We start from the raw sequence: 25,920 nt of genomic DNA, 5'->3' as shown, positions 1-25,920 counted from the left end.
CGATGAACCGGCCACGGGTGCGGCTCGGGGATCTGTCGGTGGGTTTCATCCAGAGCCTGGAACGGGCGCTGGACGAGCTCGGCCATGACCCGCGCCCCCTGCTCGAGCGTTATGGCCTCACCCCGGCGCGGCTGGCCGAGGCCGGCGGGCGCTTGTCGATCCCGCGCTTCATGCACCTGGGCCATGCCGCCATCGAGCAAAGCCGGGAACCGGCCCTGGGCCTGTGCATGGGGCGCCATAGCCGCCTGGGCCAGCTCGGGCTGGCCGGGATTACCGCAGGCCAGGCGCCGACCCTGGGCGAAGCGGCGCGCACGCTGCTGCGCTTCGAGCCCTTGTACGCCGCCAATTACCGCGGCCAGTCCAGCTTCGAGGAAGACTGCCAAGGCGCCTGGCTGCGTTTCTATTCCATCAGCCCGTACAACGCCTACAACCGCTTCGTGGTCGACTCGGTGCTGTCCGGCTGGCTGGCGCAACTGTCGGACCTGGCGGGCCAGGCAGTGCAGGCCGAGCGCATGGAAATCGAATTCGACAGCCCGCCCTACGCCGAGCGCTACCAGGCGCTGAGCCTGGCCCCGGTGCAGTTCGGCGCGCAGAACAACCAGTTGCGCCTTGCCCGAGCGACGCTCGGGCTGCACAACCCGGCGCATTGCCCCAGCACCTGGCAGCACCTGTTGCAGCTGTGCGAACAGGAACTGCTGGAGCGCACCCGTATTCGCAGCCTGGGCGAACGCATCGCCCATCTGCTCGGCCCATTGCTCAATGGCGGCCGCGAGCCGGACCTGGAGGAAGTCGCGCGACGCCTGCAACTGCCGACCTGGACCCTGCGCCGCAAGCTGGCCGAGGAAGGCACGCAGTTTCGCGCCATCCTCAACGACACACGGCGGGACCTGGCGATGAGTTACATCCGAGATACCGAGCTGGCGTTCGGCGAGATTGCGTATTTGCTGGGGTTCGCTTCGGCGGAGGCGTTCCAGCGGGCGTTCAAGCGCTGGAGCGGGGTGACACCGGGGGAGTTCAGGCGTAGCCAACGAAGAGGTGAATAACGCGGTCCCTGTGGGAGCTGGCTTGCCAGCGATCGCTATGGTGAATTCACTAAAGCTATCGCTGGCAAGCCAGCTCCCACAGGGACCGCGTCGTCCTTACTAAAAAGGCCGGTTTCAAAACCGGCCCTTTTCATTTCATTCACAGCTCTGTCGCATCATCCGCCGGCTCCGGCACGTCCAGCTCCGAAGCGTGAAATTCGAGTAGTTCTTCCTGATAGTCGTCCATATTCCTGCTCCGTGTCTTCGTCTGTTTGTGTCCTGATTCACCCTAAAGTGCACCGGTGAAGGAAAAATGACAACAGCGTGTCCGAAAATAAACGTAGCAGGTGTTACAGGATTTATCCCGCGGGCTAGAGCGGTGCGGAAGGATCACCGTTGGTCGCCGGAGGCGCGGATTCGTTCACCGCTGGCGTGGTCGGCTCCGCAGTCACCGGAGCAACCTGTTCGGCGGTGATGGGCGCAGCCTCGGCAGGCGGCGCCACCGGCTGCGAGCCCTGGCTGTCGTCCAGCACCGGCGCAGCCTGGGTTTCGGCGGCCGGCGCTGCGACCGGAGCCGTTTCGACCGGCGCCGCAGCCGGCACCTCGGCCTGGGGCGCAGCCAGCGCCGCCGGTTCCGGCACGCCCAGCTCGGCAGCCGGCTTGGCCGGCACCGGCGCTTCAGGCGCAGCGGCCTGCTTCTTCGGTGCCGGCGGCAGGAAGCTTTCCACCAGGGCGAAATAACGCTCGTAGAACTGTGCCGAGGTCACCGTCTCGCTCGCCACCTTGACCATCGAGTCGTCGGTGGAACCGATCGGCATCGACACCGAACCCAGCACCCCCACGCCAAGGCTTGCCGAGGTGTTGGACTTTTTCAGGGCATAGCGGTCCTGAAGGGCGTTGGCGAACACGGTGGAGCGCCCGCCGCCGCCCATGTCGTCGGCGCAGACGACATTGAAGCTGATCTGCATATGGCTTTCGCCGGTCTGCTGGAAGCTCTTGTTGCCGTTGACCTGGCCCTTGTCGGCCGTGGTGATGATGTAGCCCTGGCTGAGCAGCGCACGCCGCGCGGCTTCGCAGGAGCCGGCCTCGCTGACCGGGAAGCTGCGCGAATAGGTGCCCGAATCGTCGAAGTTCTCGTGTTCGTACACGGCGGCCTTCTTCGAGCTACAACCGGCGACACCCGCCAGCACAAGGGCCAGCCCGAGCGCAGCGCAGATGGTTGACTTGGACATTGCACATCCTGGAGAGGAAAACGAACGGCGCCTATTGTGCTACAGCTGGCCGGGCACTGAAACCGCCAGGGCACGAATCGGCGACAGAATTCATCTCGCCGACACGCGGTCGCAGCGCCTCGCCGCGCTAAATTTCCGGCGCCCGGGCTCGTCCTCTCCCTGACGGCGCAGAGCCCGTTTGCCCGCATTCCGAGAGAACCGCATGACCCTCAAGACCGAAAGCCTGGCCCGGGAAACCCTGAGAATCCTCAAGCCCTACTGGTGGCTGGTGGTTCTGTCCACGGTGCTGGGAATCGTCAGCGGTCTGAGCGTCACCGGCCTGCTCGCCACCATCAACCGCGCCATGACCCAGGACGGCGGGCCCGGCCTCGATGTCGCGCTGCTGTTCGCCGGCCTCTGCGTGCTGACCCTGGCCTGCTCCAACGGTTCCAGCCTGCTGAGCAACCGGGTCGGCCAGCGCGTGGTGGCCAACCTGCGCCGCGAACTGGCGGCGAAGATCCTCGTCGCGCCCATCGAACAACTGGAGCGCTACCGCTCGCACCGGCTGATCCCGGTGCTGCTCAACGACGTCACCACCCTGAGCAACTTCGCCCTGTCGGTGGCGCCCATGGTCATCGCCTTCACCGTGACCCTCGGCTGCCTCAGCTACCTGGCATTGCTCTCCTGGCAGATCCTGGCCCTGACCCTGCTCACCGTGATCACCGGCACCGGCGCCCAGTACCTGGCGCACCAGGCCGGGATGCGCAGCATCCTCCGCGCCCGGGACGGCGAGGACGAACTGCAGAAGCATTACCAGGCGATCTCCGCCGGGGCGAAGGAGCTGCGCATCCACCGCCGCCGGCGCCAGCACCTGCTGGACGAGCGCATCCACGGCACCACCGAGCGCATCTGCACCTCGAACATCCGCGCGGCGAACATCTTCGTCAGCGCCGAGACCTTCGGCTCCATGCTGTTCTTCGCCGTGATCGGCATCGCCATCGCCTTCCAGGCGCTATGGCCGGCCACCGACAAAAGCGTGCTGGGCGGCTTCGTGCTGGTGATGCTGTATATGAAGGGCCCGCTGGAGCGCCTGATCACCGCCCTGCCGATCATCTCCCGGGCGAAGATCGCCCTGCGCCGGATCGCCGAGCTGTCGTGGAAGTTTTCCTCGCCGGAGCCGCACCTGCTGGTCAACGACCGACCGTCGAGCCTGGGCGCCATGCAGACCCTGGAACTGCGCCAGCTTCGCTACGATTACCCGCCGGTGGACGGCGTCGACTCCTTCCACCTGGGCCCGGTCAACCTGAGCATCAAGCAGGGCGAGATCGTGTTCATCGTCGGCGAAAACGGCGGCGGCAAGACCACCCTGATCAAGCTGCTGCTGGGCCTGTACCCCGCGCAACAGGGCGAGATCCTGTTCAACGGCCAGGCGCTGGCCGCCGAGCAGCTGGACGACTATCGCCAACTGTTCACCACCATCTTCGCCGACTACTACCTGTTCGATGACCCGCTGCCAGGCGATGCGCCGGTGAGCGCCGATGCGCTGAAATACCTGGAACGCCTGGACATCGCGCACAAGGTCGGCATCCGCGACGGCGCCTTCACCACCACCGACCTCTCCACCGGCCAGCGCAAGCGCCTGGCGCTGATCAGTGCCTGGCTCGACGAGCGCCAGTTGCTGGTGTTCGACGAATGGGCCGCCGACCAGGACCCGGCCTTCCGCCGGGTGTTCTACACCGAGCTGCTGCCGGAACTGAAGCAACAGGGCAAGACCATCATCGTGATCTCCCACGATGACCGGTACTTCCCGGTGGCTGACCAGCTGGTGCGCATGCAGGGTGGGCGAATCACCGTGGAGCAGGTTGAGGACAGCGCCATTCCTGCCTGACACGAGACCGCCCGCCCCGACGGGCGAAAGTCTTTGCGCGGGACAATATGAAAATGTTTAGAAATGGATATCATTAACGTCGCGTGATAAGCCATCACCCTGACATCAACTGATTTCCAGATCCCGCCCAATGCACAGACTGCAACGACGCTGTTCGCTTCGCCTCGCGTGGCTGATGAAGCAGTGGCTACGCCGCTGGCCCGCGCCCCTGGCGAGCACCGCGCTGCTGGCATTCGGCAGCCAGGTGCAGGCCCAGGACGTCAGCTTCGACATCCCGGCGCAGCCGCTCTGGAGTGCTCTTCAGGAATGGGGCCGGCAAAGCGACCTGCAGGTTCTGGTCAATCCCGAGGCCATCCAGGGCAAGACCAGCACCCAGGTGCGCGGCCGCTACCCGCCGGAGCAGGCGGCGCGGATCCTTCTGCGCAACAGCGGACTCGACTTCAGCCTGGCAGGTGACACCCTGACCCTGACGATGCGCCAGGCCGCGGCAACCCTGGACATCAACCCGACCTCGATCAGCGCCGAGCCCGTCGAGCCGACCACCGAAGGCACCGGCTCCTACACCACGCCATCGTTGACCATCGGCAAGGCCGCCGAGTCGCTGCGCCGTACGCCGCAGTCGGTCACGGTGATTACCCGCCAGGTGATGGACGACCGCAACCTCACCAGCCTCGACCAGGTGCTGGCGCAGACCCCGGGCATGACCTTCGGCCAGCGCAACTACGGCTCGCACCTTTACCAGTCGCGCGGCTTCGTGGTGAACGACGAAAGCTACATGATGGATGGCATTCCCGGGCAGGCCTACAACCCCACCGCCTGGCTGCCCACCGACATGGCCATCTACGACCGCGTCGAAGTGCTGCGCGGCGCTGCCGGGCTGCTGATCGGCGCGGGCAGCCCGGGCGGCGCGGTCAACCTGGTGCGCAAGCACGCCACTGCCGAACCGCGCCTGACCCTGACCGCCCGCGCCGGCTCCTGGGACAGCTACCGTCTCGACCTCGACGCCGGTGGCAAGCTCAACGACCAGGGCACCGTGCGCGGACGCTTCATCACCGCCTATGAGGACGACGGCTCCTACCTCGACCAGAAACACACCAGCGCGCCGCTGCTGTACGGCATCGTCGATATCGACCTCGACGACGACACGGTACTGACCAGCAGCCTGCGCCATCAGTCGAGCACGGTCCGCGGCTATTCGATCTTCGGCCTGCCGCGCCATACCGATGGCAGCGCCCTGGACGTACCGCGCTCCACCGCCCTGGTGCAGGACTGGAATCGGCACCAGCCACGGATCACCGAGGTGTTCAACGAAATCACCCACCGCTTCAACGAAGACTGGACCGGCAAGCTGTCGCTGATCCATTCCGAGGGTGGCTTCCACCAGTCGATCGCCTACGCACGCGGCGCCGTGGATCCGGCAAGCGGGACCGGCGCGCAGTTTCGCGGCGTCGAGTTCCGCCACACCGACATCGACGGGACCGGGGTGGACAGCGTGCTCGACGGGCATTTCGAGCTGTTCGGCCAGGCGCACCAGATCACCAGCGGGATCAACTGGTCGCGCCAGGCGATACTGGAAAAGCGCGCGCCGGTGGCGCTGAGGGTCCCCATCGACCTGGATGACGTCGATCATCACGCCTTTCCCAAACCACCGCGGCCGGCCTGGTCGTCGATCAACAAGGTGATCGACGAGCGCTACGGGATGTTCGCCAAGGCCAACCTGCACCTGTCCGATCCCCTGGCGCTGATCCTCGGTGCGCGGCTCAGCTGGTACACCTACGACTTCGACTACCGCATCGGCGGCGGCGACTTCACCGACCACCAGCAGGGCCGTGTCACCCCGTTCGCCGGGCTGATCTACGACCTTGACGATGACTGGTCTTGGTACGCCAGCTACACCGACATCTTCCAGCCGCAAAGCATCTACCGCTCGGTGGATGGCTCGACCCTCGACCCGGCCATCGGGGCCAGCTACGAAACCGGGCTCAAGAGCGAACTGCTGGACAAGCGCCTGAACGTCTCGGCGGCGCTGTTCTACATCCGCCAGAAGGGGGTCTACGCCATCGACCCCGCCAGCGAGGGCAAGTGCCTGACCAACGATATCGCCGGCACCTGTTACATCAACGGCACGGTCCAGCGCAGCCGCGGCGTCGAGCTGCAGGCCAGTGGCGAAGCCCTGCCCGGCTTGCAGTTGCTGGCCGGCTACACCTTCAACCTGACCCGCAGCAGCGCCGGCGGACCGGTTTCGCCGGAAACTCCCAGGCACCTGCTGCGCGCCAGTGCCAGCTACACCCCGCCCGGCGCCTGGCACCGCCTGAGCCTGGGTGCAGGCGTCTCGGCCCAGTCCGGCTACCGCAGCGATGGCGGCCAGGGCATTGACTACGGCGCGCCCGGCCATGCGGTGTGGGATGCGCGCATCGCCTGGAAACTCGATGACCACTGGACCCTCGGCCTCAACGCCGACAACCTCTTCGACCGCACCTACTACACCGCCGCAGCCGCCCTGGACCGCGGCACCCTCTACGGCGACCCGCGCAGCTACGTGCTGAGCCTGCGCGGCGATTTCTGATTTTCAGACGCCCCCTGTCGCCACGAATCGACGGTATCAAGGCGCCATAAATCCGACGATCTGCACCCCAAAACCGCCATTGCGCAGCAAACAACGGAAAGTGAAATTTCCGTTAAATCCTCGCACCTGCAACTCGTTCTCTATAACGACAAAACGCGCTCCGCCAGGAAAGACCCGGCCTTGCCACGACGCCGGCGCAGAAGCGAGCCGTTGACTCAGCGACGCCAACACTCACGACACAACCCTTAGAACGAGTCTTCTGCACATGCACACACCGTCCCGCCTTACGCCCTTGAGCAAGGCCTTGCTGCTGCGCCAGGCCGCCTTCGGCCTGGCCTTGACCCTGCCCTTCGCTGCCCAGGCCTATGCCCAGGAAGCGGAGGCCGAGACCGAGGCCCAGGCCGCCAACGGCGCCCCGGCGACGCTGAACCTGGCACCGACCAACATCAACTCGCAGGTGCTGGGCACTACCACCGAGAACACCGGTTCCTATACCACCGGGGCGGTGACCATCGGCAAGGCGGCGCAGTCGTTGCGTGAAACCCCGCAGTCGGTGACGGTGATGACGCGGCAATTGATGGACGACAAGAACCTCACCAGCCTTGACCAGGTGCTGTCCAAGACCCCGGGCCTGTCCTTCAGCCAGCGCAACTTCGGCTCCCACGTCTACCAGTCGCGCGGCTTCGTGCTGAGCGAAGACAGCTACATGATCGACGGCATCCCCGGCCAGGCCTACAACATGAGCGGCTGGATGGCTCCGGACATGGCCATCTACGACCGCGTCGAAGTCCTGCGTGGCGCCTCCGGCCTGCTGGTCGGCGCCGGCAACCCGGGCGGAGCGGTGAACCTGGTACGCAAGCGCGCCACCTCGGAGCCGCAGTTCTCCATCACTACCCGCGCCGGCTCCTATGACAACTACCGCGTCGACCTGGATGGCAGCGGCCGCCTGAATGACCAAGGCACCCTGCGCGGGCGCTTCGTCACCGCCTATGAGGACAAGGGGTCCTGGCTGGACGAATACAGCGCCAAAACGCCGCTGCTGTACGGCGTCCTCGAAGCTGACCTGGCCGATGACACCACCCTGACCATGAGCCTGCGCCGCCAGGAAAAACGCATCGACGGCTATTCGATCTGGGCGCTGCCGCGCTACTCCAATGGCCAGTCCCTGGATATCTCCCGCTCCACCGCCCTGGTGCAGGACTGGAACCACCTGAACACCAACATGACCGAGGCGTTCCTGGAGCTGAACCACCGCTTCAACGACAACTGGAGCAACAAGACCTCGTTCACCTGGTCCAAGGCCGACCTGGACATGGTCGCCGCCTACGGTAACGGTGCGATCAACCCGGTCACCCAACGCGGTTCGGTGTTCCAGAACGTCGAGTTCCGCCATACCAACGTCGAAAGCGTGGGTATCGATAGCTTCATGGACGGTCATTTCGAGGCCTTCGGCCAGTCCCACCAGGTTACCCTGGGCGCGAACTGGTCGCGCCAGGACGTGACCGAGCGCCGCGCGCCCTATCGGCGTGCAACGCCGATCCCGATCAATATCTTCGACGTCGATCACCACGCCTTCGCCAAGCCGCAGCGTCCGGCCTGGTCGCTGGTATCCGAGTATGTCGACGAACGCTCCGGCATCTATGCCAACACCCGCCTGCACCTGACCGAGCCGCTGAGCCTGGTCCTGGGTACCCGGGTCAGTTGGTACAAGTACGACTACGACCAGAAACTCGGTGCCGGCAACGACTACCTGACCCAGCAGAACCGCGAGGTCACCCCATTCGCCGGGCTGATCTACGACTTCAGCGAACACTGGTCGTGGTACGCCAGCTACGCCGACATCTTCAAGCCGCAGAACGACCGGACCTGGGACGGCTCGCCGCTCGACCCGGCCATCGGCACCAACTATGAAACCGGGATCAAGGGCGAGTTGTTCGACAAGCGCCTGAACCTGTCGGCGGCGGTCTTCTACATCAAGCAGGAAGACCTCGCCATCAACGATCCTGACGAAACCCACCTGTGCCCGAGCAACCCGAGCATGACCTGCCAGATCAACGGCCTGGTCCAGCGCAGCAAGGGCATCGATCTGGAAGCCAGCGGCGAGGTGCTGCCGGGCCTAGAAGTCCTCGCCGGTTATACCTACAACCGCATCGTCAGCCCGCAAAGCAACGCGCTGACCACCGACACGCCGAAGCACCTGGCACGCATCAGCACCAGCTACACCCCGCAGGACGGCGAATGGAACCGCCTGACCGTGGGCGCCGGCGTCTCCGCGCAATCGCGCTACGAGAACAAGCTCGCCGGTGGCTATGACTACGGCTCCCCAGGCCGCGCCATCTGGGATGCCCGTATCGGCTGGAAGATCGACGAGCACTGGAAGGTCAACCTGACCGGGGAAAACCTCTTCGACCGCAAGTACTGGTCCACCGCCTCGGGCCTCAACCGCGGCAACGTCTGGGGTGACCCACGCACCTTCATGCTGAGCCTGCGCGGCGACTTCTGATCGTTCGACAGCGCTAAAACAAAAGGCCAGCCGGGTTAACCCGGCTGGCCTTTTTCCTGGCATCTGCGCGAACCCTGTGGGAGCTGGCTTGCCAGCTCCCACAGGGTTCGCGTGGTCCTTAAGGTCTACCATATCTTCCAGTTCGAGCTGAATACCATTTTCATGCTGAACCTGCGCAGAGACTTCTGATCGTTCGACAATACTAAAAACAAAAGGCCAGCTCGGTTAACTCGACTGGCCTTTTTCCTGGCATCTGCGCGGACCCTGTGGGAGCTGGCTTGCCAGCGATTGCTGCGGTGAATTCAACATTGCAATCGCTGGCAAGCCAGCTCCCACAGGGGCCGCGTCGTCCTTACGGCCTACTCCATGTCTTCCAGTTCGAGCTGGATGCTATTGAGCAACTCTGGCGCCAGCACCACATCATCATGCTTCACCCCCGCCAGTGTTTCCGACCACAGCTCCTCCAGCCCGCAACCCGCCTTCAACAGCGCTTCGGCAGCGGCGACCTGCTCATCGCTTCGGCTGCCACCCGCCCACCAGCAATGCGGCCTGACCTTCAGCGGCTTGAGCACGAACGCCTGCCCCAGCGCCATGTTCGCGCTGAGCAACTCGTACCCGCTGGCAATTTCCGCCTGTACGCCGATGTCGCGGTGAATCGCCCGCAGGGCCTCGATGTCCGTGCCGCTGATTGCAGCAACCTCGACCATTACCCAGTCCGCCGCCTGCTTCGGATCCTCGAACCGGGCAGTCCCTTCCTCGATCAGGTCCAGCACCACCGCCTCGCCGATCCCCGGCGCGAACGCCAGCAGGCTTTTCACCAGGCCGTCCCATGGCCCGGCCTCGGGTTCCTCGCCGTTATCATTGGCCAGGGCCTGCTCGCCCTGGGGCAGATGGGTATCCACCAGCCCGAGGAACGCCACGGTCTCGCCTGCCGATTCCAGCGCATGCGCCACCTCGATGGCCAGCGCCCCGCCCAGGGACCAGCCCAGCAGGTTGTAGGGCCCGTGCGGGCGCACTGTGCGGATCTGCTCGACGTAGTAGCCGACCATGGCGTCCCACGAGGTTTCCTTCCAGCCCGGCACCACATAGCTTTTGTTGACCACCCCGAGCACGCTGCGCTGCGGGCCCAGGTGCCCGGCCAATGGATAGTAGGCGTAGGTACCGCCGCCTCCGGGCGGCAGGCAGAACAGCGGGGCTTTGTCGCTGGCGCTGATGTTCATGCTGATCACCGGGTTGTTCACCCGGCGCTCGCCTGCGGCGATGAAGTCGGCCAGGTCCTCGAAGGTTTCCAGCAACAGGAAGTCATGCAGGCTGAGACTGGTGTCGAAGGCTTCACGCAAGCGGCTGACCAGGGTGATCACCAGCAACGAATGACCGCCGAGGGCAAAGAAGTTGTCCTTGAGCCCTACCCGCTCGACCTTGAGCACGTCCGTCCAGATCCGTGCCAGTTGCCGCTCGCGCTCGTTGCGCGGCGGCTGGTATTCGCCCAACGCCAGGCTGGCATCGGGCTTGGGCAGCGCCTTGCGGTCGAGCTTGCCGTTGGGGGTCTGGGGCATCCTGTCCAGCCAGGTGAAGTGGCTGGGCACCATGTAGTCCGGCAGGCCGGCTTTCAGGTGCGCCTTGAGGGCGCTGCGCAGTTCCGGGGTGTCCTGCTCCGCGACCAGGTACGCCGCCAGTTGGTTATCGATATCGATCACCACGGCTTCACGCACCGCCGGGTGTTCCAGCAGCCGGGCCTCGATCTCGCCCAGTTCGATGCGGAAACCACGGATCTTCACCTGATGATCCAGGCGCCCCACGTATTCGATCACCCCGTCGGCCCGGTAGCAGGCCACGTCGCCGGTGCGGTACAGGCGCCCGCCGGTGCTGGAGAACGGATCCGGCACGAAGCGCTCGGCGGTCAGTGCCGGACGCTGGTGGTAACCACGGGCCAGGCCGTCGCCACCGATCAGCAATTCACCGCGAGCGCCGACCGGCAGTACGTCGAGGTCGTCGCTGACGATATGCAGCGTAGTGTTCGCCAGCGGTTTGCCCAGCCAGATATCGTCGGCGCGGGTCAGGTAGTGACGAGCCGACCAGATGGTGGTTTCGGTCGGACCGTAGACGTTCCATACATGCCCGGCCTGGTCGATCAGGCGCTGGGCCAGCTCGGCGTTCAGGGCTTCGCCGCCACAGAGGATGGTCTTGCCACTCAAGGCACCGGCTGGCGCCGCATCGAGCATCATCCGCCAGCTCGACGGCGTGGCCTGGATCACGCTGGCTTGCTGCTCGGCGATCACCTGCAACAGGGCCTGTGGATCCTTGTTCTGGTGCGGCTTGAGCAAGACCACCGCAGCACCGCGAATCAGCGGCAGGTACAGTTCCAGGCCGGCGATATCGAAGGACAGCGAGGTCAGCGACAGCACCCGGTCAGCCGCCGTCAGCCCCGGCTTGTCCGCCATGCTGAAAAGGAAGTTGACCAGGGCCTGATGGTGGATGGTCACGCCCTTCGGCAGGCCGGTGGAGCCGGAGGTGTAGATCACGTAGGCGAGGTTTTCCGGACCGGCGCTGGCTGGCAAGTCATGCGTGGCGTAGCCGTCCAGCCAGTTGCCGTGCTGGTCCACGCACAGGGTCTGCACGTCGGCCGGAATGCTCAGTTGTCCAACCAGCGAAGACTGGCTCAGCAGCAGCTTCAAGCCGCTGTCCTGCATCATGTAGCTCAGCCGATCCGCCGGGAAATCCGGGTCCAGCGGCACATAGGCGCCACCGGCCTTGAGGATCGCCAGCAGGCTGACGACCATCTCTGGACCACGCTCCAGCGCCACGCCCACCAGCACATCCGGACCAACGCCCAGTTCACGCAGCTTGTGCGCCAGCTGATTGGAGCGGGTATTCAGTTGCGCGTAGCTCAGCGACACGTGAGCAGACACCAGTGCGACCGCCTCCGGGGTCGCCCGTACCTGCGCTTCGATCAACGCCGGCAGGCATTGCCCGCGTGGGTAGTCGAGCTGGCTCTGGTTCCAGCCCTCGAGAATCTGCTGGCGCTCCTGCGCGTCCAGCAGCGGCAATTCGGCCACCCGCTGCCCGACATCCTGGCAGATACCTTCCAGCAGGTTGCGCCAATGCCGGGCAAAACGCTCGGCGCTCGCCGAATCGAACAACGCCGTGGCATAGGTCAGTGCCGCGCCCACGCCGCTGTCGCGCTCCAGGGTTTCCAGGGTCAGGTCGAACTGCGCGGTGTGCTGGCCCGATTGCAGCTTTTCCACGCTCAATCCCGGCAATTGCCGGGCCTGCGTTGCCGATTGGGTCTGGTGGTTGAACATCACCTGGAACAGCGGGCTGCGCCCCAGGTCGCGCTCCGGTTGCAGGGCCTGCACCAGTTGCTCGAACGGCAGGTCCTGATGGGCCTGGGCCTGCACGGCGGTGTGCTTGATCTGTTGCAGCAACTGCCCGAAGGTGGTGTCCGCCGCGAATTCGGCCTTGAGCACCTGGGTATTGACGAAGAAGCCGATCAGCCCCTCGGTCTCGGCCCGATTGCGGTTGGCGGTGGGCACGCCGACGCGGATATCGGCTTGCCCCGAATAGCGATGCAGCAAGGTCTGGAACGACGCCAGCAGGAGCATGAACAGGGTCACGCCCTGCTGCCGCGCCAGCGCCTTGAGCTTTTGCGCCAGTGCTGGCGGCAGGTCGATATCCAGGCGTGCGCCGGCGTGGCTCTGCACCAAGGGCCGCGGCCGGTCGGTGGGCAGTTCCAGCACCGGCTGCTCACCACCCAGTTGCGCAGTCCAGTAGGCCAGTTGGCGTTCCTGCTCGCCGGCCTCCATCCAGTTGCGCTGCCAGATGGCATAGTCGGCGTACTGGATCGGCAGGGCCGGCAGGTGCACCGATTGTCCACGACGGTGGCCGTCGTAGAGGCGCACCAGCTCGTCGATCATGATCGGCATCGACCAGCCATCGGAAACGATATGGTGCTGGACCACGGTCAGCACATGCTCCTCGGCGCCCACCCGCAGCAGGCGGACGCGCAACAGCGGCCCTGCCTGCAGGTCGAACGGCGCGCTCAGTTCCGCGGCGACCCGGGCGTGCAGATCCGCCGCGTCGACATCGTCCACCGGCAGATGGAACGGCACCAGCTCATGCACCACCTGCACCGCCTGCTCGCCGTCCTGGCGGAAGGTGGTGCGCAGGGTTTCGTGGCGGGCGACCAGGCCCTCGAACGCGGCCTCCAGGGCAGCGACATCGAGCATCCCGGTCAGGCGCAGGGCCACCGGAATGTTGTAGGCACTGCTGCCAGGCTCCAGTTGCCAGAGGAACCACTGGCGCTGCTGGGCGTAGGACAGCAGCGCGCAGGCCTCGGGTTCGCGCCTGAAGATCGGCGTGACGCCGTACAGATTCACCCCCTGGCGCTTGAGCAAGGCGGCCAGCGCCTTGCGTTCACGGGCAGACAGGGATTTCACGGAGTCAAGCAGCTCTTGCACGTTGGGATCTCCAGTCAGGCGAGCAGGTTGTCGATTTCCTCTGCACTAAGACGTTTGAGGGCCTCCAGCGATTTAGTCAGTTCGTCCTGGGCATGATCGACCTGCCCCTGTTTCGCCGCGACCACGGCGCACAGGTCCTGCAGGGTGCTCTTCTCGAACAGCTCGCGCAGGGCGATATCGCAGCGCAACTGCTCGCGGATGCGCACCAGCATCTGCACCGCCAGCAACGAGTGCCCGCCCATCTCGAAGAAGTTGTCGGCCAGACCGACCCGCTCCACTTGCAGGACATCCGCCCAGATAGTTGCCAACTGCTGCTCCAGCTCGCTGACCGGGGCCACATACGCACCTTGCAGGTTGGCCGCATCCGGCTTGGGCAGGGCCTTGCGGTCCAGCTTGCCGTTGGCGGTCAGCGGGAAGCTCTCCAGCAGGACCAGATGGGTCGGGACCATGTAGTCCGGCAGGTTGGCTTTCAGGTGGGTTTTCAGGGTCTCGCGCAGCTCGGCCTGGTCCGGGTTGGCGGGGATCAGATAGGCCGCCAGTTGCTGGCCCGCCGGGCCATCCACCGCCAGCACCACCACCTCGCGCACGCCTTCATGCTCTTGCAGCCGCGCCTCAATCTCGCCCAGTTCGATACGGAAACCGCGGATCTTCACCTGATGGTCGATACGGCCGGCGTACTCGATCACGCCCTCCTCGCGGAAGCGGGCAAGGTCGCCGGTGCGGTACAGGCGGCTGCCGTCTTTCGCGAACGGATTGGGCACGAAGCGTTCGGCGGTCAGGGCGGCACGGTTGTGGTAGCCGCGAGCGAGGCCGGCATGGCCGACATGCAATTCGCCGCAGACGCCGGTTGCCACCGGGTTGAAGTCGGTGTCCAGCACGTACATCGACAGGTCCGGGATCGCTTCACCGATCGGACTGACTTCGGCCTGTACCAGGTCCGCCCTGGTGATTGGACGGTAGGTCACGTGCACCGTGGTTTCGGTGATGCCGTACATGTTGATCAGGCGTGGCTGCTGGTCACCGAAGCGGTCGAACCACGGTTGCAGGCTGGCCACGTCCAGTGCTTCGCCGCCGAATACCACATAGCGCAAGCTCAGCGGCTCGGTTGAAACGCGGACCAGTTGCTTGAACGCCGATGGAGTCTGGTTCAGCACCGTGACCTTTTCATCCACCAGCAGTTGGTTGAAGTCTTCCGGCGAACGGGTCACCTCACGCGGCACGACTACCAGACGCCCGCCATGCATCAGCGCACCGAAGATCTCCCACACGGAGAAGTCGAAGGCGTAGGAATGGAACAGGGTCCACACGTCTTTCTCGTCAAAGCCGAACCACTCATCCGTGGCCTCGAACAGGCGCAGGACATTCTGGTGCGGCAGCAACGCCCCCTTCGGCTTGCCGGTCGAACCGGAGGTGTAGATCACATAAGCCAGGTTGTCCGGCGAGGTCAGGTTGACCGGATTCTGGTCGCTGTAGCCCTCGAACGAACCCAGCAGATCCGCCTGGGTCAGCAGCAGCTTGATGCCACTGTCTGCCTTCATGTAGTCGAGACGGTCCCGTGGATAATCCGGGTCCAGCGGTACATAGGCGCCACCAGCCTTGAGAATGCCGAGGATACCGACCAGCATTTCCAGGCTGCGCTCGACTGAAAGACCGACCAGCACATCCGGCCCAACGCCCTGCTCGCGCAGCTTGTGCGCCAACTGGTTCGCCCGACCGTTCAGCTGTGCATAAGTCAGCGCTTGAGCACCAAAACTCACGGCCACCGCTTCCGGCACCCGCGCCGCCTGGGCCTCGATGCGCTGGTGAATGCACTGCTCGCTCGGGAAGATCGCCACTTCCTGGCCCACCACCGAAGGCAGAGCCAGTTCACCCAACGCCGCCTGCGAATCCACTACCAGCGCACGCAGCAGATGGTCGAAATGCTCCACCAGCCGCGCCATGACGTCATCACTGAAACGCTGGCGATCGAAGTTGAAGCGCACACCCAGCGCATCGCCGGCCGAGACGATCAGGGTCAGCGGATAGTGGGTCTGCTCCAGGTTGATCACGCTGCCGAACTTCAGGTCATCCGGCGCCGCCTGTTGCAGCGCCTCGGACACCGGATAGTTCTCGAACACGAGGATATTGTCGAACAGCGCCTCGCCGCCCTGCCCGGCCCAGCGCTGGATGTCATAGAGCGGCGTGTGCTCGTGCTCGCGCAAGGCCAGGTTGAGGGTCTGCACCTGCTGCACGAAGTCCGCCACGCGCTGCTCCGGGCGCGGGCTGCCGACCACCGGCAAGGTGTTGATGAACAGGCCGAGTTGTTCCTCGATCCCCGCCAGTTCCGCCGGGCGCCCGGATACCGTGGCGCCGAAGGTCACGCTGGACTGCCCGGTATAGCGTTGCAGCAGCAACAGCCACGCCGCCTGGACCAGGGTGTTGAGGGTAACCCGCTGTTCGCGGGCGAACTCGTTGAGCTTGCGGGTTTCGGCCTGGTCCAGCGCGTAGTGCCGGTCGGTATAACCCTGGGCCGTGGTGGTCGACCTGAGCACCTGGACCAACCGGGTCGGCTCGTCCAGCACCGCCAGTTGTCCGCTCCAGAAACGCTGGCTGAGCGCCGCATCCTGGCGTTGCAGCCACTCGATGTAGTCGCGATAGCGCGCGCCGCTCTGCGCCGGCACTTCACCGTGGTAACGCTGCAACACCTCGCCGAGCAGGCGCGAGTTGCTCCAGCCGTCCATCAGGATGTGGTGGCTGGTGTAGACCAGGTGATGGCTGTCTTCGCCGGTGCGCAGCAGGGTCAGGCGCAGCAGGGCTTCCTGCTCCAGGTCGAAGCCGCGCTGGCGGTCGCCATCGGCCCAGGCCTTGATCGCCGCCTCGGAATGGTCACGCCCGCGCCAGTCCTGTTCGGCAAAGGTCGCGACGACCTGGCGGCGGATCACTTGCAACGGCTGCTGCATATCGCTGATGAAGCTGGCGCGCAGCACTTCGTGCTGGTCGATCAGCGCCTGCCAGGCCGCCTTGAAGCGCGGCACATCGAGGCCACGGACATCGACGCGCAGCTGGTTGATGTAGTTGCCCGCCTCCTTTTCATAGAGGCTGTGGAACAGCATGCCCTGCTGCATCGGCGACAGCGGATAGACATCGGCGATCTCGGCGATGGCGATCGGCAGGCGGTCGATCTGCGCCTGCTCCAGCCGCGCCAGCGGGAAGTCCGACGGCATGGCCCCGGCCACTCCGGCGCCCAGGCAATGGGCGGTCAGTTGGCGCAGTTCCTCGCCATAACGCTTGGCCAGGTCCTGCATCAGCGCCGGCTCGAAGGCTTCGGTGCTGAAACGCCAGTTCAGCTCCAGCTCGCCGCCATAGACCTGGCCGCTGATGCTGAGCAGGCTGTCCAGCGGCGCCTCGGCGCTGTGCATGTCGCCACGGCTTTCGCTGGCGGGGACGAACAGAGCGTCCTCGGCAGCAAAGCTGCCGTCGAACTGGCCCAGGTAGTTGAACACGATATTGCCCTTGGCCAGGGCCGCCAGGCTGCGGCGGGCCTCGTCGCTGCCGAGGTAGCGCAGCACGCCGTAGCCGATGCCCTTGTTGGGGATCGCGCGCAGTTGTTCCTTGATGGTCTTCAGCGAGCCGGCCAGATCCGCCTGGGGGCTGAGCTTCACCGGGTAGATGCTGGTGAACCAGCCGAGGGTCCGGGTGATGTCCAGTTCGTCGAACAGGTCCTCGCGGCCATGGCCCTCCAGCTTGATCAGCGCCGAGTCCTGCCCGGTCCACTGGCAGATGACCCGGGCCAGGGCGGTCAGCAGCAGGTCGTTGATCTGCGTGCGGTAGGCCGCCGGGGCGTCCTGCAGCAACTGGCGGGTGGTGTCGCGGTCGAGACGGGTGGACACGCTGGTGATCTGGCGGCTGGTCAGCGGGCCGCAGGCATGATGCGGCAGGGCATCGCTGACGCCCTCCAGTTGCGCCTGCCAGTAACCCAGCTCCTGCTCCAGTGCCGGACTGCGGGCGTAGTCGCGCAGGCGCTCGCCCCAGTGCTTGAAGGCACTGGTCTTGCGCGGCAGGGTCACGGGCTTGCCGTCCAGCAGCGCGCTATAGGCGTTTTGCAGGTCTTCCAGGAGGATGCGCCAGGACACGCCGTCCACCACCAGGTGGTGGATCACCAGCAGCAGGCGCTGCGAGCCGTCCGGCAGGTCGGCCAGCAAGGCGCGCAGCAGATGGCCCTGTTGCAGGTCGAGGCTGCGCTGGGCCTGTTGCACCAGCGGCTCCAGCTCATCGGCGCGGTTCAGCCGGCGCTGCCAGAGCAGCGCGGCATCGTGACGGGCACCGTGGCGGGCCTGCCAGACGCCGTTGTCTTCAACGAAAGCCAGGCGCAGCGCATCGTGCTGCACCAGCAGCGCACGCAGGGCGTGTTCCAGTGCGTTGGCATCAAGCGCGCGGGACGGCTGCAACAGCACCGCCTGATTGAAGTGATGGCGCTGCGGCATGTCGCCGTCGAAGAACCAGTGCTGCACCGGCGTCAGCGGGGCGATGCCCTCGACCGCGCCCTGCTCGATGCTGGTGGCTTCGGCCAGCCGCGCCACCGCCGCCAGGCTCTGCACGGTCTGGCGCTGGAACAGGTCCTTCGGAGTGAAGAAGATCCCGGCATGACGGGCGCGGCTGACCACCTGGATGGAGATGATCGAATCGCCGCCCAGCTCGAAGAAGTTGTCGCTCAGGCCGACCTTTTCCACCTTGAGCACATCGGCCCAGATCGCCGCCAGTTGCTGTTCCAGGGCACTCTGCGGCGCCACGTAGGCGGCTTGCAGGTTGGCCGCATCGGGTTTCGGCAGGGCCTTGCGGTCCAGCTTACCGTTGGCGGTCAGCTGGAAGGATTCCAGCTGGATCAGGTGGGTCGGAACCATGTAGTCCGGCAGGTTCGCCCGCAGATGAGATTTCAGGCTGTCACGCAGGTCGCCCTGATCCGGGTTGGCCGGAATCAGGTAGGCCGCCAGTTGCTGGCCCGCCGGGCCATCGACCGCCAGCACTACCACCTCGCGTACGCCTTCATGCTCCTGCAGCCGCGCCTCGATCTCCCCCAGTTCGATACGGAAGCCACGGATCTTCACCTGGTGGTCGATACGGCCTGCATACTCGATCACACCGGCTTCACGGAAGCGGGCAAGGTCACCGGTGCGGTACAGGCGACTGCCGTCTTTCGCGAACGGGTTGGGCACGAAGCGTTCGGCGGTCAGGGCGGCACGGTTGTGGTAACCACGCGCCAGGCCGGCATGGCCGACATGCAGCTCGCCGCAAACGCCGGTTGCCACCGGGTTGAAGTCGGTGCCCAGCACGTACATCGACAGGTCGGGGATGGCCTCGCCGATCGGGCTGACCTCGGCCTGCACCAGATCCGCCTTGGTGATCGGACGGTAGGTGACGTGCACCGTGGTTTCGGTAATGCCATACATGTTGATCAGGCGTGGCTGCTGGTCACCGAAGCGCTCGAACCATGGTTGCAGGCTGCCCACATCCAAGGCTTCGCCGCCGAACACTACGTAGCGCAGGCTCAGTGGCTCGGTTGCAACGCGAGTCAGTTGCTTGAACGCCGATGGCGTCTGGTTGAGCACCGTGACCTTTTCATCCACCAGCAACTGGTTGAAGTCCTCCGGCGAACGGGTCACTTCACGTGGCACCACCACCAGACGGCCACCATGCATCAGCGCACCGAAGATCTCCCACACGGAGAAGTCGAACGCGTACGAGTGGAACAGCGTCCACACGTCTTTCTCGTCGAAGCCGAACCAGTCCTCGGTCGCCTCGAACAGACGCAGGACGTTGTGATGCGGCAGCAACGCCCCCTTCGGCTTGCCGGTCGAACCGGAGGTGTAGATCACATAAGCCAGGTTGTCCGGCGAGGTCAGGTTGACCGGGTTCTCGTTGCTGTAGCCCTCGAACGAGCCCAGCAGATCAGCCTGGGTCAGCAGCAGCTTGATACCGCTGTCTGCCGTCATGTAGTCGAGACGGTCTTGTGGATACTCCGGATCCAGCGGCACATAGGCGCCACCAGCCTTGAGAATGCCGAGGATACCGACCAGCATTTCCAGGCTGCGCTCGACCGAAAGACCGACCAGCACATCTGGCCCGACGCCCTGCTCGCGCAGCTTGTGCGCCAACTGGTTCGCCCGACCGTTCAGCTGTGCATAAGTCAGCGCTTGAGCACCAAAACTCACGGCCACCGCTTCCGGCACCCGCGCCGCCTGGGCCTCGATGCGCTGATGAATGCACTGCTCGTTCGGGAAGACCGCCACTTCCTGTCCCGCCACCGAAGGCAGAGCCAGTTCGCCCAGCGCCGCCTGCGGATTGGCCACCAGCGCGCGAAGCAGATGGTCCAGATGCGCGGCCAGTTGCACCACCGCCGTATCGGCGAAGAAACGCCGGTCATGGCTCAGGCGCATGGACAGCGTGGTGCCGGCGTTGATTACCAGGGTCAACGGATAGTGGGACTGCTCGCGGTTGACCAGCGCACCGAATTCCAGCCCTTGCGGCGCGGTCTGTTGCAGCGCCTCGGACACCGGGTAGTTCTCGAACACCAGGATAGTGTCGAACAGCGCTTCGCCGCCCTGCCCGGCCCAGCGCTGGATCTCGTTGAGCGGCGTGTGTTCGTGCTCGCGCAGGGCCAGGTTGAGGTTCTGCACCTGCTGCACGAAGTCCGCCACGCTCTGCTCCGGGCGCGGGCTGCCGACCACCGGCAGGGTGTTGATGAACAGGCCGAGCTGTTCCTCGATGCCCGGCAGGTCCGCCGGACGCCCGGCCACGGTGGCGCCGAAGGTCACGCTGGACTGCCCGGTATAGCGTTGCAGCAGCAACAGCCACGCGGCCTGGACCAGGGTGTTGAGGGTAACCCGCTGCTCGCGGGCGAACTCGCCGAGGCGCTGGGTCAGGGCCGCATCCAGCAACTGGGACTGCTCGCCGTAGCCCGTGCCGGCAACACCGGACCTGAACGCCTGGACCAGCCGGGTCGGTTCGTCCAGGTGTTGCAGGTGCTGCTTCCAGAACTGCTGGCTGGCGCTGCCGTCCTGGCGTTGCAGCCACTCGATGTAGTCGCGATAGCGCGCGCCTTGGCCGGCGATGTCCCTGCCGCTGTAGCGCTGCAGCACCTCGCCGAGCATGCGCGAGCTGCTCCAGCCATCCATCAGGATGTGATGGCAGGTGTAGACCAGTTGATAACGCTGCTCACCGATACGCGCCAGCGCCAGGCGCAGCAGCGGCCCGCGGCTCAGTTCGAAGCCAGCTTCGCGCTCGCCGGCCGCCCAGGCATCGAGCCAGGCTTGCTGGTCGGCCTGGCCACGGGCATCGACTTCGCTGAAGGGTACTTCGACCTGACGCAGCACCACCTGCAACGGCTGCTGCAGTTCGCTGACGAACACGCTGCGCAGCACATCGTGCTGGTCCACCACCGCCTGCCACGCCGCCCGGAAACGGGCGACATCGAGGCCATTGACCTCGACCCGCAGCTGGTTGATGTAGTTGCCGGCCTCCTGCTCGTAGAGGGTGTGGAACAGCATGCCCTGCTGCATCGGCGCCAGCGGGTAGATGTCCTGGATAGTGCCGGCTGGCACCGGCAGGCCATCCAGTTCGGCCTGGGCCAGGCTCACCAGCGGGAAGTCCGACGGCGTGATGCCGGCCACTGCCGGCGTGGTGCAGTGCTCCACCAGCAGGCGCAGTTCGGCCGCATAGTCATCCGCCAGGCGCTGCACGGTCTCGCGCTCGAACACCGCGCTGCTGAAGCTCCATCCCAGGTCCAGCTCGCCGCCGTACACCTGGCCGTTGATACTCAGCAGCGCCGCCAGTGGCGCGGCGAAGTCCTGGCCGTCGCCGGCGCTTTCGCCGGACGGCGCGAACAGCGCGTCCTCGGCGGTGAAGCTGCCGTCGAACTGGCCCAGGTAGTTGAAGACGATAGTGCCCTGGGCCAGAGCGCCCAGGGTCTCGCGGGCGGCGTCGTTGCCCAGGTGACGGAGCACGCCGTAGCCGATGCCTTTGTTGGGGATGGCACGCAGTTGTTCCTTGATCGCCTTGAGCGAAGCCTCCAGCGACGCCGCCGGGGTCAGGCGCACCGGGAACAGGGTGCTGAACCAGCCGACGGTGCGGCTCAGGTCGATATCCTCGAACAGATCCTCGCGACCATGGCCTTCCAGGCGGATCAGCGCATGGGCCTGCCCGCTCCAGCGGCAGATGACCCGGGCCAGGGCGGTCAGCAGTAGGTCGTTGATCTGCGTGCGGTAGGCCGCCGGGGCGTCTTGCAGCAGGCGCCGGGTCAGCTCGACATCCAGATGGGTGCTGACCGACACGGCATGGCGGCGCTCCTGGCTGCCGTCGGGATGGTCGCACGGCAGCTCGTCACTGACCCGCGCAACTGCGCCTGCCAGTAATCCAGTTCCTGCTCCAGCGCCGGGCTTACCGCATAGTCGTGCAACTGGCCGGCCCAGGCTTTCAGCGAGCTGGTCTTGGCTGGCAACTCGACAGCCTTGCCCGCCATCAGGGCAGCGCAGGCCTGTTGCAGGTCTTCCAGCAGCACGCGCCAGGACACGCCATCCACCACCAGGTGGTGGATCACCAGCAGCAGACGCTGTTCACCGTCGGCAAGGTTGATGAGCACGGCGCGCAGCAGCGGGCCGTCGGTCAGGTTCAGGCTGCGCTGGGCCTCGTTGGCCAGTTCGCGCAGATCGGCGCCCTCGGCCAGCTCACGGACCCACAGCACGCCAGCGCTGCTGGCCGGGGCGAAGCTGGCCTGCCAGCCGGCGGACTGCTGTCGGAAACTCAGGCGCAGGGCATCGTGCTGCTCGATCAGCGCGTGCAGGGCCGGCTGCAAATGGGCGGCATCGAGACGCACGCTCGGTTTGAGCATCACCGCCTGGTTCCAGTGCTGGCGCTCGGGGATGGCGGTGTCGAAGAAGCGCGCCTGGATCGGCAGCAGCGGCAGGCGCCCGCTGATCTGTGCCGGGGCCGGGGCGGCAGCCTTCTTCTCGATCAGTTTGGCGACGGTGGCCAACTGGCCGATGGTCTGTTTCTCGAACAGCTGCTTGGGGCTCAGCTTGATGCCCTGGCGCTTGGCCCGGGCGATGATCTGCAGGCTGAGGATCGAGTCGCCACCCAGTTCGAAGAAGTTGTCGGTGCTGCCCACCTGCTCCAGCTTGAGCACATCACACCAGATGGCCGCGAGCTTTTCCTCGATCTCGCCGCTGGGTGCCACGTAACGCTGCTTGACCGCGCCCGGCCTGGGCAGGGCACGCTTGTCCAGCTTGCCGTTGGCGGTCAGCGGCAGGCGCTCCAGCACAAGGATCTGTGCCGGCACCAGGTATTCCGGCAGGCTTGCCGCAAGTTGCTGGCGCAGGGCTTCGGCTTGCAGGGTGACGCCGCTGGCCGGGACGCAGTAGCCCACCAGTTGCAGACGCGTTTCATCGCTGTCCTGCGGCAAGGCCAGGACCACCGCCTCGGCCACGCCGTCGAGGCCTTGCAGCAAATGGCCGACTTCGCCCGGTTCGACCCGGTAACCGCGGATCTTCACCTGGTCGTCGGCGCGGCCCAGGTATTCCAGCACGCCGTTCACCAGACGCGCACGGTCGCCGGCGCGATAACGGCGCTGGCCGTTTGCAGCGGGGACGAAGCGCTCGGCCGTCAGCGCCGGCTGCCCCAGATACCCCTGGGCCAGGCCCGCGCCACCGAGATACAGCTCGCCGGCAACGCCTTCGGCCACCGGGTTGAGCCAGGCGTCCAGCACCTGCGCGCTGCCGTTCGCCAGCGGCTGACCAACCGGCACGCTGCGACAGCCGGCGAGCTCGCCCACTTCGTGGGTGAGGATGCCCACGGTGGTTTCGGTCGGACCATAGTGGTTGAGCACACGGCAGGCCTTCAGGCTGCGGATCTGTTCCAGCAGGCTCCAGCTGCTGGCTTCGCCACCGAGCACCAGCAGCTCGCGTGGCAGCACATCCGCCGCCTTCGCCGCCTGCAACAAGCCTTGCAGGTGGCTCGGCACGATCTTCAGCACATCGATGCGGTGTTCGGCCATATAGGCGGCGAAACGGTCCGGATCGAAGGCGTGCTCATGGGACAGCAGGTGCAGCGCACGGCCAGACGCCAGGGCACCGAACAGCATGGTGTGGCCGAGGTCGGCGGCGATGGTCGAGACCATGGCCAGGCTGGCGTCGGCGCTCAGGTCCAGGCGTTCCAGCACGGCCTGTACATAGTTGCTCAGCGCGCCATGGCTGATCACCACACCCTTCGGCTGACCGGTGGAGCCGGAGGTGTAGATGATGTAGGCCGGTTGTTCGCCATGGATGCGCACGGCGGGCGCGCGGGTATCGCGTTCGGCCCACAACGACGGATTCCAGTTCAGCGCCGGGCAGCCCAGGTCCATTTCGGCACCCTGGATCAGCAACACCGCGCCGCTGTCACGCACCAGCTGGCGCAGGCGCTCCTGCGGCTGGCGGCTGTCCAGCGGCAGGTACACCGCCCCCAGCTTGAGCACCGCCAGCAGGCTTACCACCCACTCGATGCCGCGCTCCTGGCACAGCGCCACGACCTGCCCGGCCTCGACGCCTTGCTCTTGCAGGTAGTGGGCAAGCTGGTTGGACTGCGCCTCCAGTTGCCCGTAGTCGAGGGTCTGCTCGCCAGCGCGCAGGGCCAGCTTGCCGCTCCCGGCTTGCAGGCCTTGCTGCCACAGGGAAACGAAGTCGCCACCGATCAGCGCCGGGGCCTGCGGTGCCGCCAGCTGCGGCGCCTGCTCGGGGAAGGCCAGCAGCGGCTCGGCAACATGGGCCACGAAGTGTTCCAGCACGCGGCGCAGCGACCCGGCGATACGCTCGATGGTCGCCGCCTCGAACAGGTCGGTGGCATAGGTGAAGTAGCCACGCACGCCGTCCGGGCCATCGACGAAGTCATAGGCCAGGTCGAACCGCGCATCGCTGGAGCCGGAAGCGTACTTCTCCACGCTCAGGCCATCGACACCGCGCTCGGCCTCGCTGCCGTCCTCGGCCACGAATACCTGCTGGTTGATCTTGAACTGGAACAGCGGGTTGTGGCCGAGGTTGCGCTCCGGCGCCAGGGCGTCCACCAGATGCTCGAACGGCAGTTCCTGATGGGACTGGGCGCCACTGACCACCTGCTTGACCTGCTCCAGCAGGGCGGCGAAGGTCTGCCGCTCGTCCACCTGCACACGCAGGACCTGGGTGTTGATGAAGAAGCCGATCAAGCCTTCCAGCTCGGCGCGGGTACGCCCGGCATTCGGTGCGCCGATACGGATGTCCGCCTGGCCGCTGTAGCGCGACAGCACCACCGACATGGCCGCCAGGGTCAGCATGAACAGGGTCACGCCGTTGTTGCGCGCCACCTGCTTGAGCTGCTCCGACAACTGCGCCGGCAGATCGGCGCGCAGCACGGCACCGCGGTAGCTCGGTTGCAGCGGGCGCTCGTGATCCAGCGGCAGGCTCAGCACAGGCTGTTCGTCGCCCAGCTGTTCCTTCCAGTACGCCAGCTGGCGCTCGCCCTCGCCGGCTTCCAGCCAGGCGCGCTGCCAGATCGCATAGTCGGCGTACTGGATCGCCAGTTCCGGCAAGGGCGCCGGTTGCCCGCTCGACTGCGCCTGGTAGAGCTGGACGAACTCGCGCACCAGCAACTGCCCGGACCAGCCATCCGACACCACATGGTGCATGCACAGGGTCAGCACATGCTCGCTGGCACCGAGACGGAATAGCCTGACCCGCAGCAGCCGGTCACCCAGCAGATCGAACGGCGCCTGCAATTCGGCCTCGACCAGGGCGGCCAGGCGGCTCTCGTCGGTAACTTCGAGCACTTCCAGCGCCACCGGCACCCGGTCGAGGATTTCCTGATGGAACTCGCCTTCCACGGAGACGAAACGGGTGCGCAGGGTTTCATGGCGCTGTACCAGTTGCTCCAGCGCACGGCCCAGCGCCGCCTGGTCCAGCGGGCCGTTCAGACGCACCGCCATGGGCACGTTGTAGGCGCTGTTGTCCGGCTCCATCTGCCACAGGAACAGCATGCGCTGCTGGGCGTAGGACAGCGGGATACGCGGGGTATCGGTGCGGGTCACGGCAATCGGCAGGAGACGGAAGCTCTGCCCGGTCTCGCGCATCTTGTCGAGGATCTGCCGGCGCTGCTCCAGGGGCAGGCCGACGAAACGTTTGGCAATGCGCTGTGCGGTCGTCTTGTCCATCTCAGGCTCCTGCCATTTCGTTCATCAGTTTTTCGATATCGGACAGGCCGTCCTCGGTCAGCGACAGGCCGCTGTTGGCGATTGCC

Annotated in this window: 5 protein-coding genes and 2 pseudogenes; 4 read left to right on the top strand and 3 right to left on the bottom strand. The window is 65.7% G+C overall.

The features are described from left to right. The first annotated feature begins 2 nt into the window (after nucleotides 1-2). A complete protein-coding gene (locus CSV86_RS04365) occupies nucleotides 3-1,043 on the top strand; it encodes an AraC family transcriptional regulator (protein ID WP_009403125.1) in 1,041 nt (346 codons plus the stop codon). Nucleotides 1,044-1,393: 350 nt separating this feature from the next. Here the strand turns inward: CSV86_RS04365 and CSV86_RS04360 are convergent, their stop codons facing one another. Next, nucleotides 1,394-2,254 carry a DUF2242 domain-containing protein gene (locus tag CSV86_RS04360; RefSeq protein ID WP_009403124.1) on the bottom strand — a complete coding sequence of 287 codons (861 nt, stop codon included), beginning with the start codon at nucleotides 2,252-2,254 and terminating at the stop codon, nucleotides 1,394-1,396. Between the two features lie 202 nt (nucleotides 2,255-2,456). Between CSV86_RS04360 and CSV86_RS04355 the strand changes: the two genes are divergently transcribed. The 3 genes from CSV86_RS04355 to CSV86_RS04345 all read left to right on the top strand — a co-directional run bounded on the left by CSV86_RS04355 (nucleotide 2,457) and on the right by CSV86_RS04345 (nucleotide 9,190). Then, complete coding sequence (locus tag CSV86_RS04355; RefSeq protein ID WP_009403123.1) at nucleotides 2,457-4,121, top strand: cyclic peptide export ABC transporter; 1,665 nt, start codon at nucleotides 2,457-2,459, stop codon at nucleotides 4,119-4,121. Between the two features lie 175 nt (nucleotides 4,122-4,296). Continuing rightward, a complete protein-coding gene (locus CSV86_RS04350; protein WP_009403122.1) occupies nucleotides 4,297-6,687 on the top strand; it encodes a TonB-dependent siderophore receptor in 2,391 nt (796 codons plus the stop codon). Between the two features lie 265 nt (nucleotides 6,688-6,952). Beyond that, entirely contained in the window at nucleotides 6,953-9,190 is a 2,238-nt protein-coding gene (locus CSV86_RS04345) for a TonB-dependent siderophore receptor (RefSeq protein WP_009403121.1), read from the top strand. A 359-nt stretch (nucleotides 9,191-9,549) separates the two neighbouring features. Here the strand turns inward: CSV86_RS04345 and CSV86_RS04340 are convergent. Then, nucleotides 9,550-13,509: pseudogene (locus CSV86_RS04340) on the bottom strand (amino acid adenylation domain-containing protein); the annotation flags it as partial. A 152-nt stretch (nucleotides 13,510-13,661) separates the two neighbouring features. Beyond that, nucleotides 13,662-25,834 (bottom strand): annotated as a pseudogene (locus CSV86_RS04335) (non-ribosomal peptide synthetase). Nucleotides 25,835-25,920: the final 86 nt, after the last annotated feature.

The sequence above is a fragment of the Pseudomonas bharatica CSV86 genome, assembly GCF_000319305.2.
Classification (GTDB): domain Bacteria; phylum Pseudomonadota; class Gammaproteobacteria; order Pseudomonadales; family Pseudomonadaceae; genus Aquipseudomonas; species Aquipseudomonas bharatica.
The sequence above is the reverse complement of the archived record's forward strand: the minus strand, read 5'-3'. Positions and strand labels throughout refer to the sequence as shown.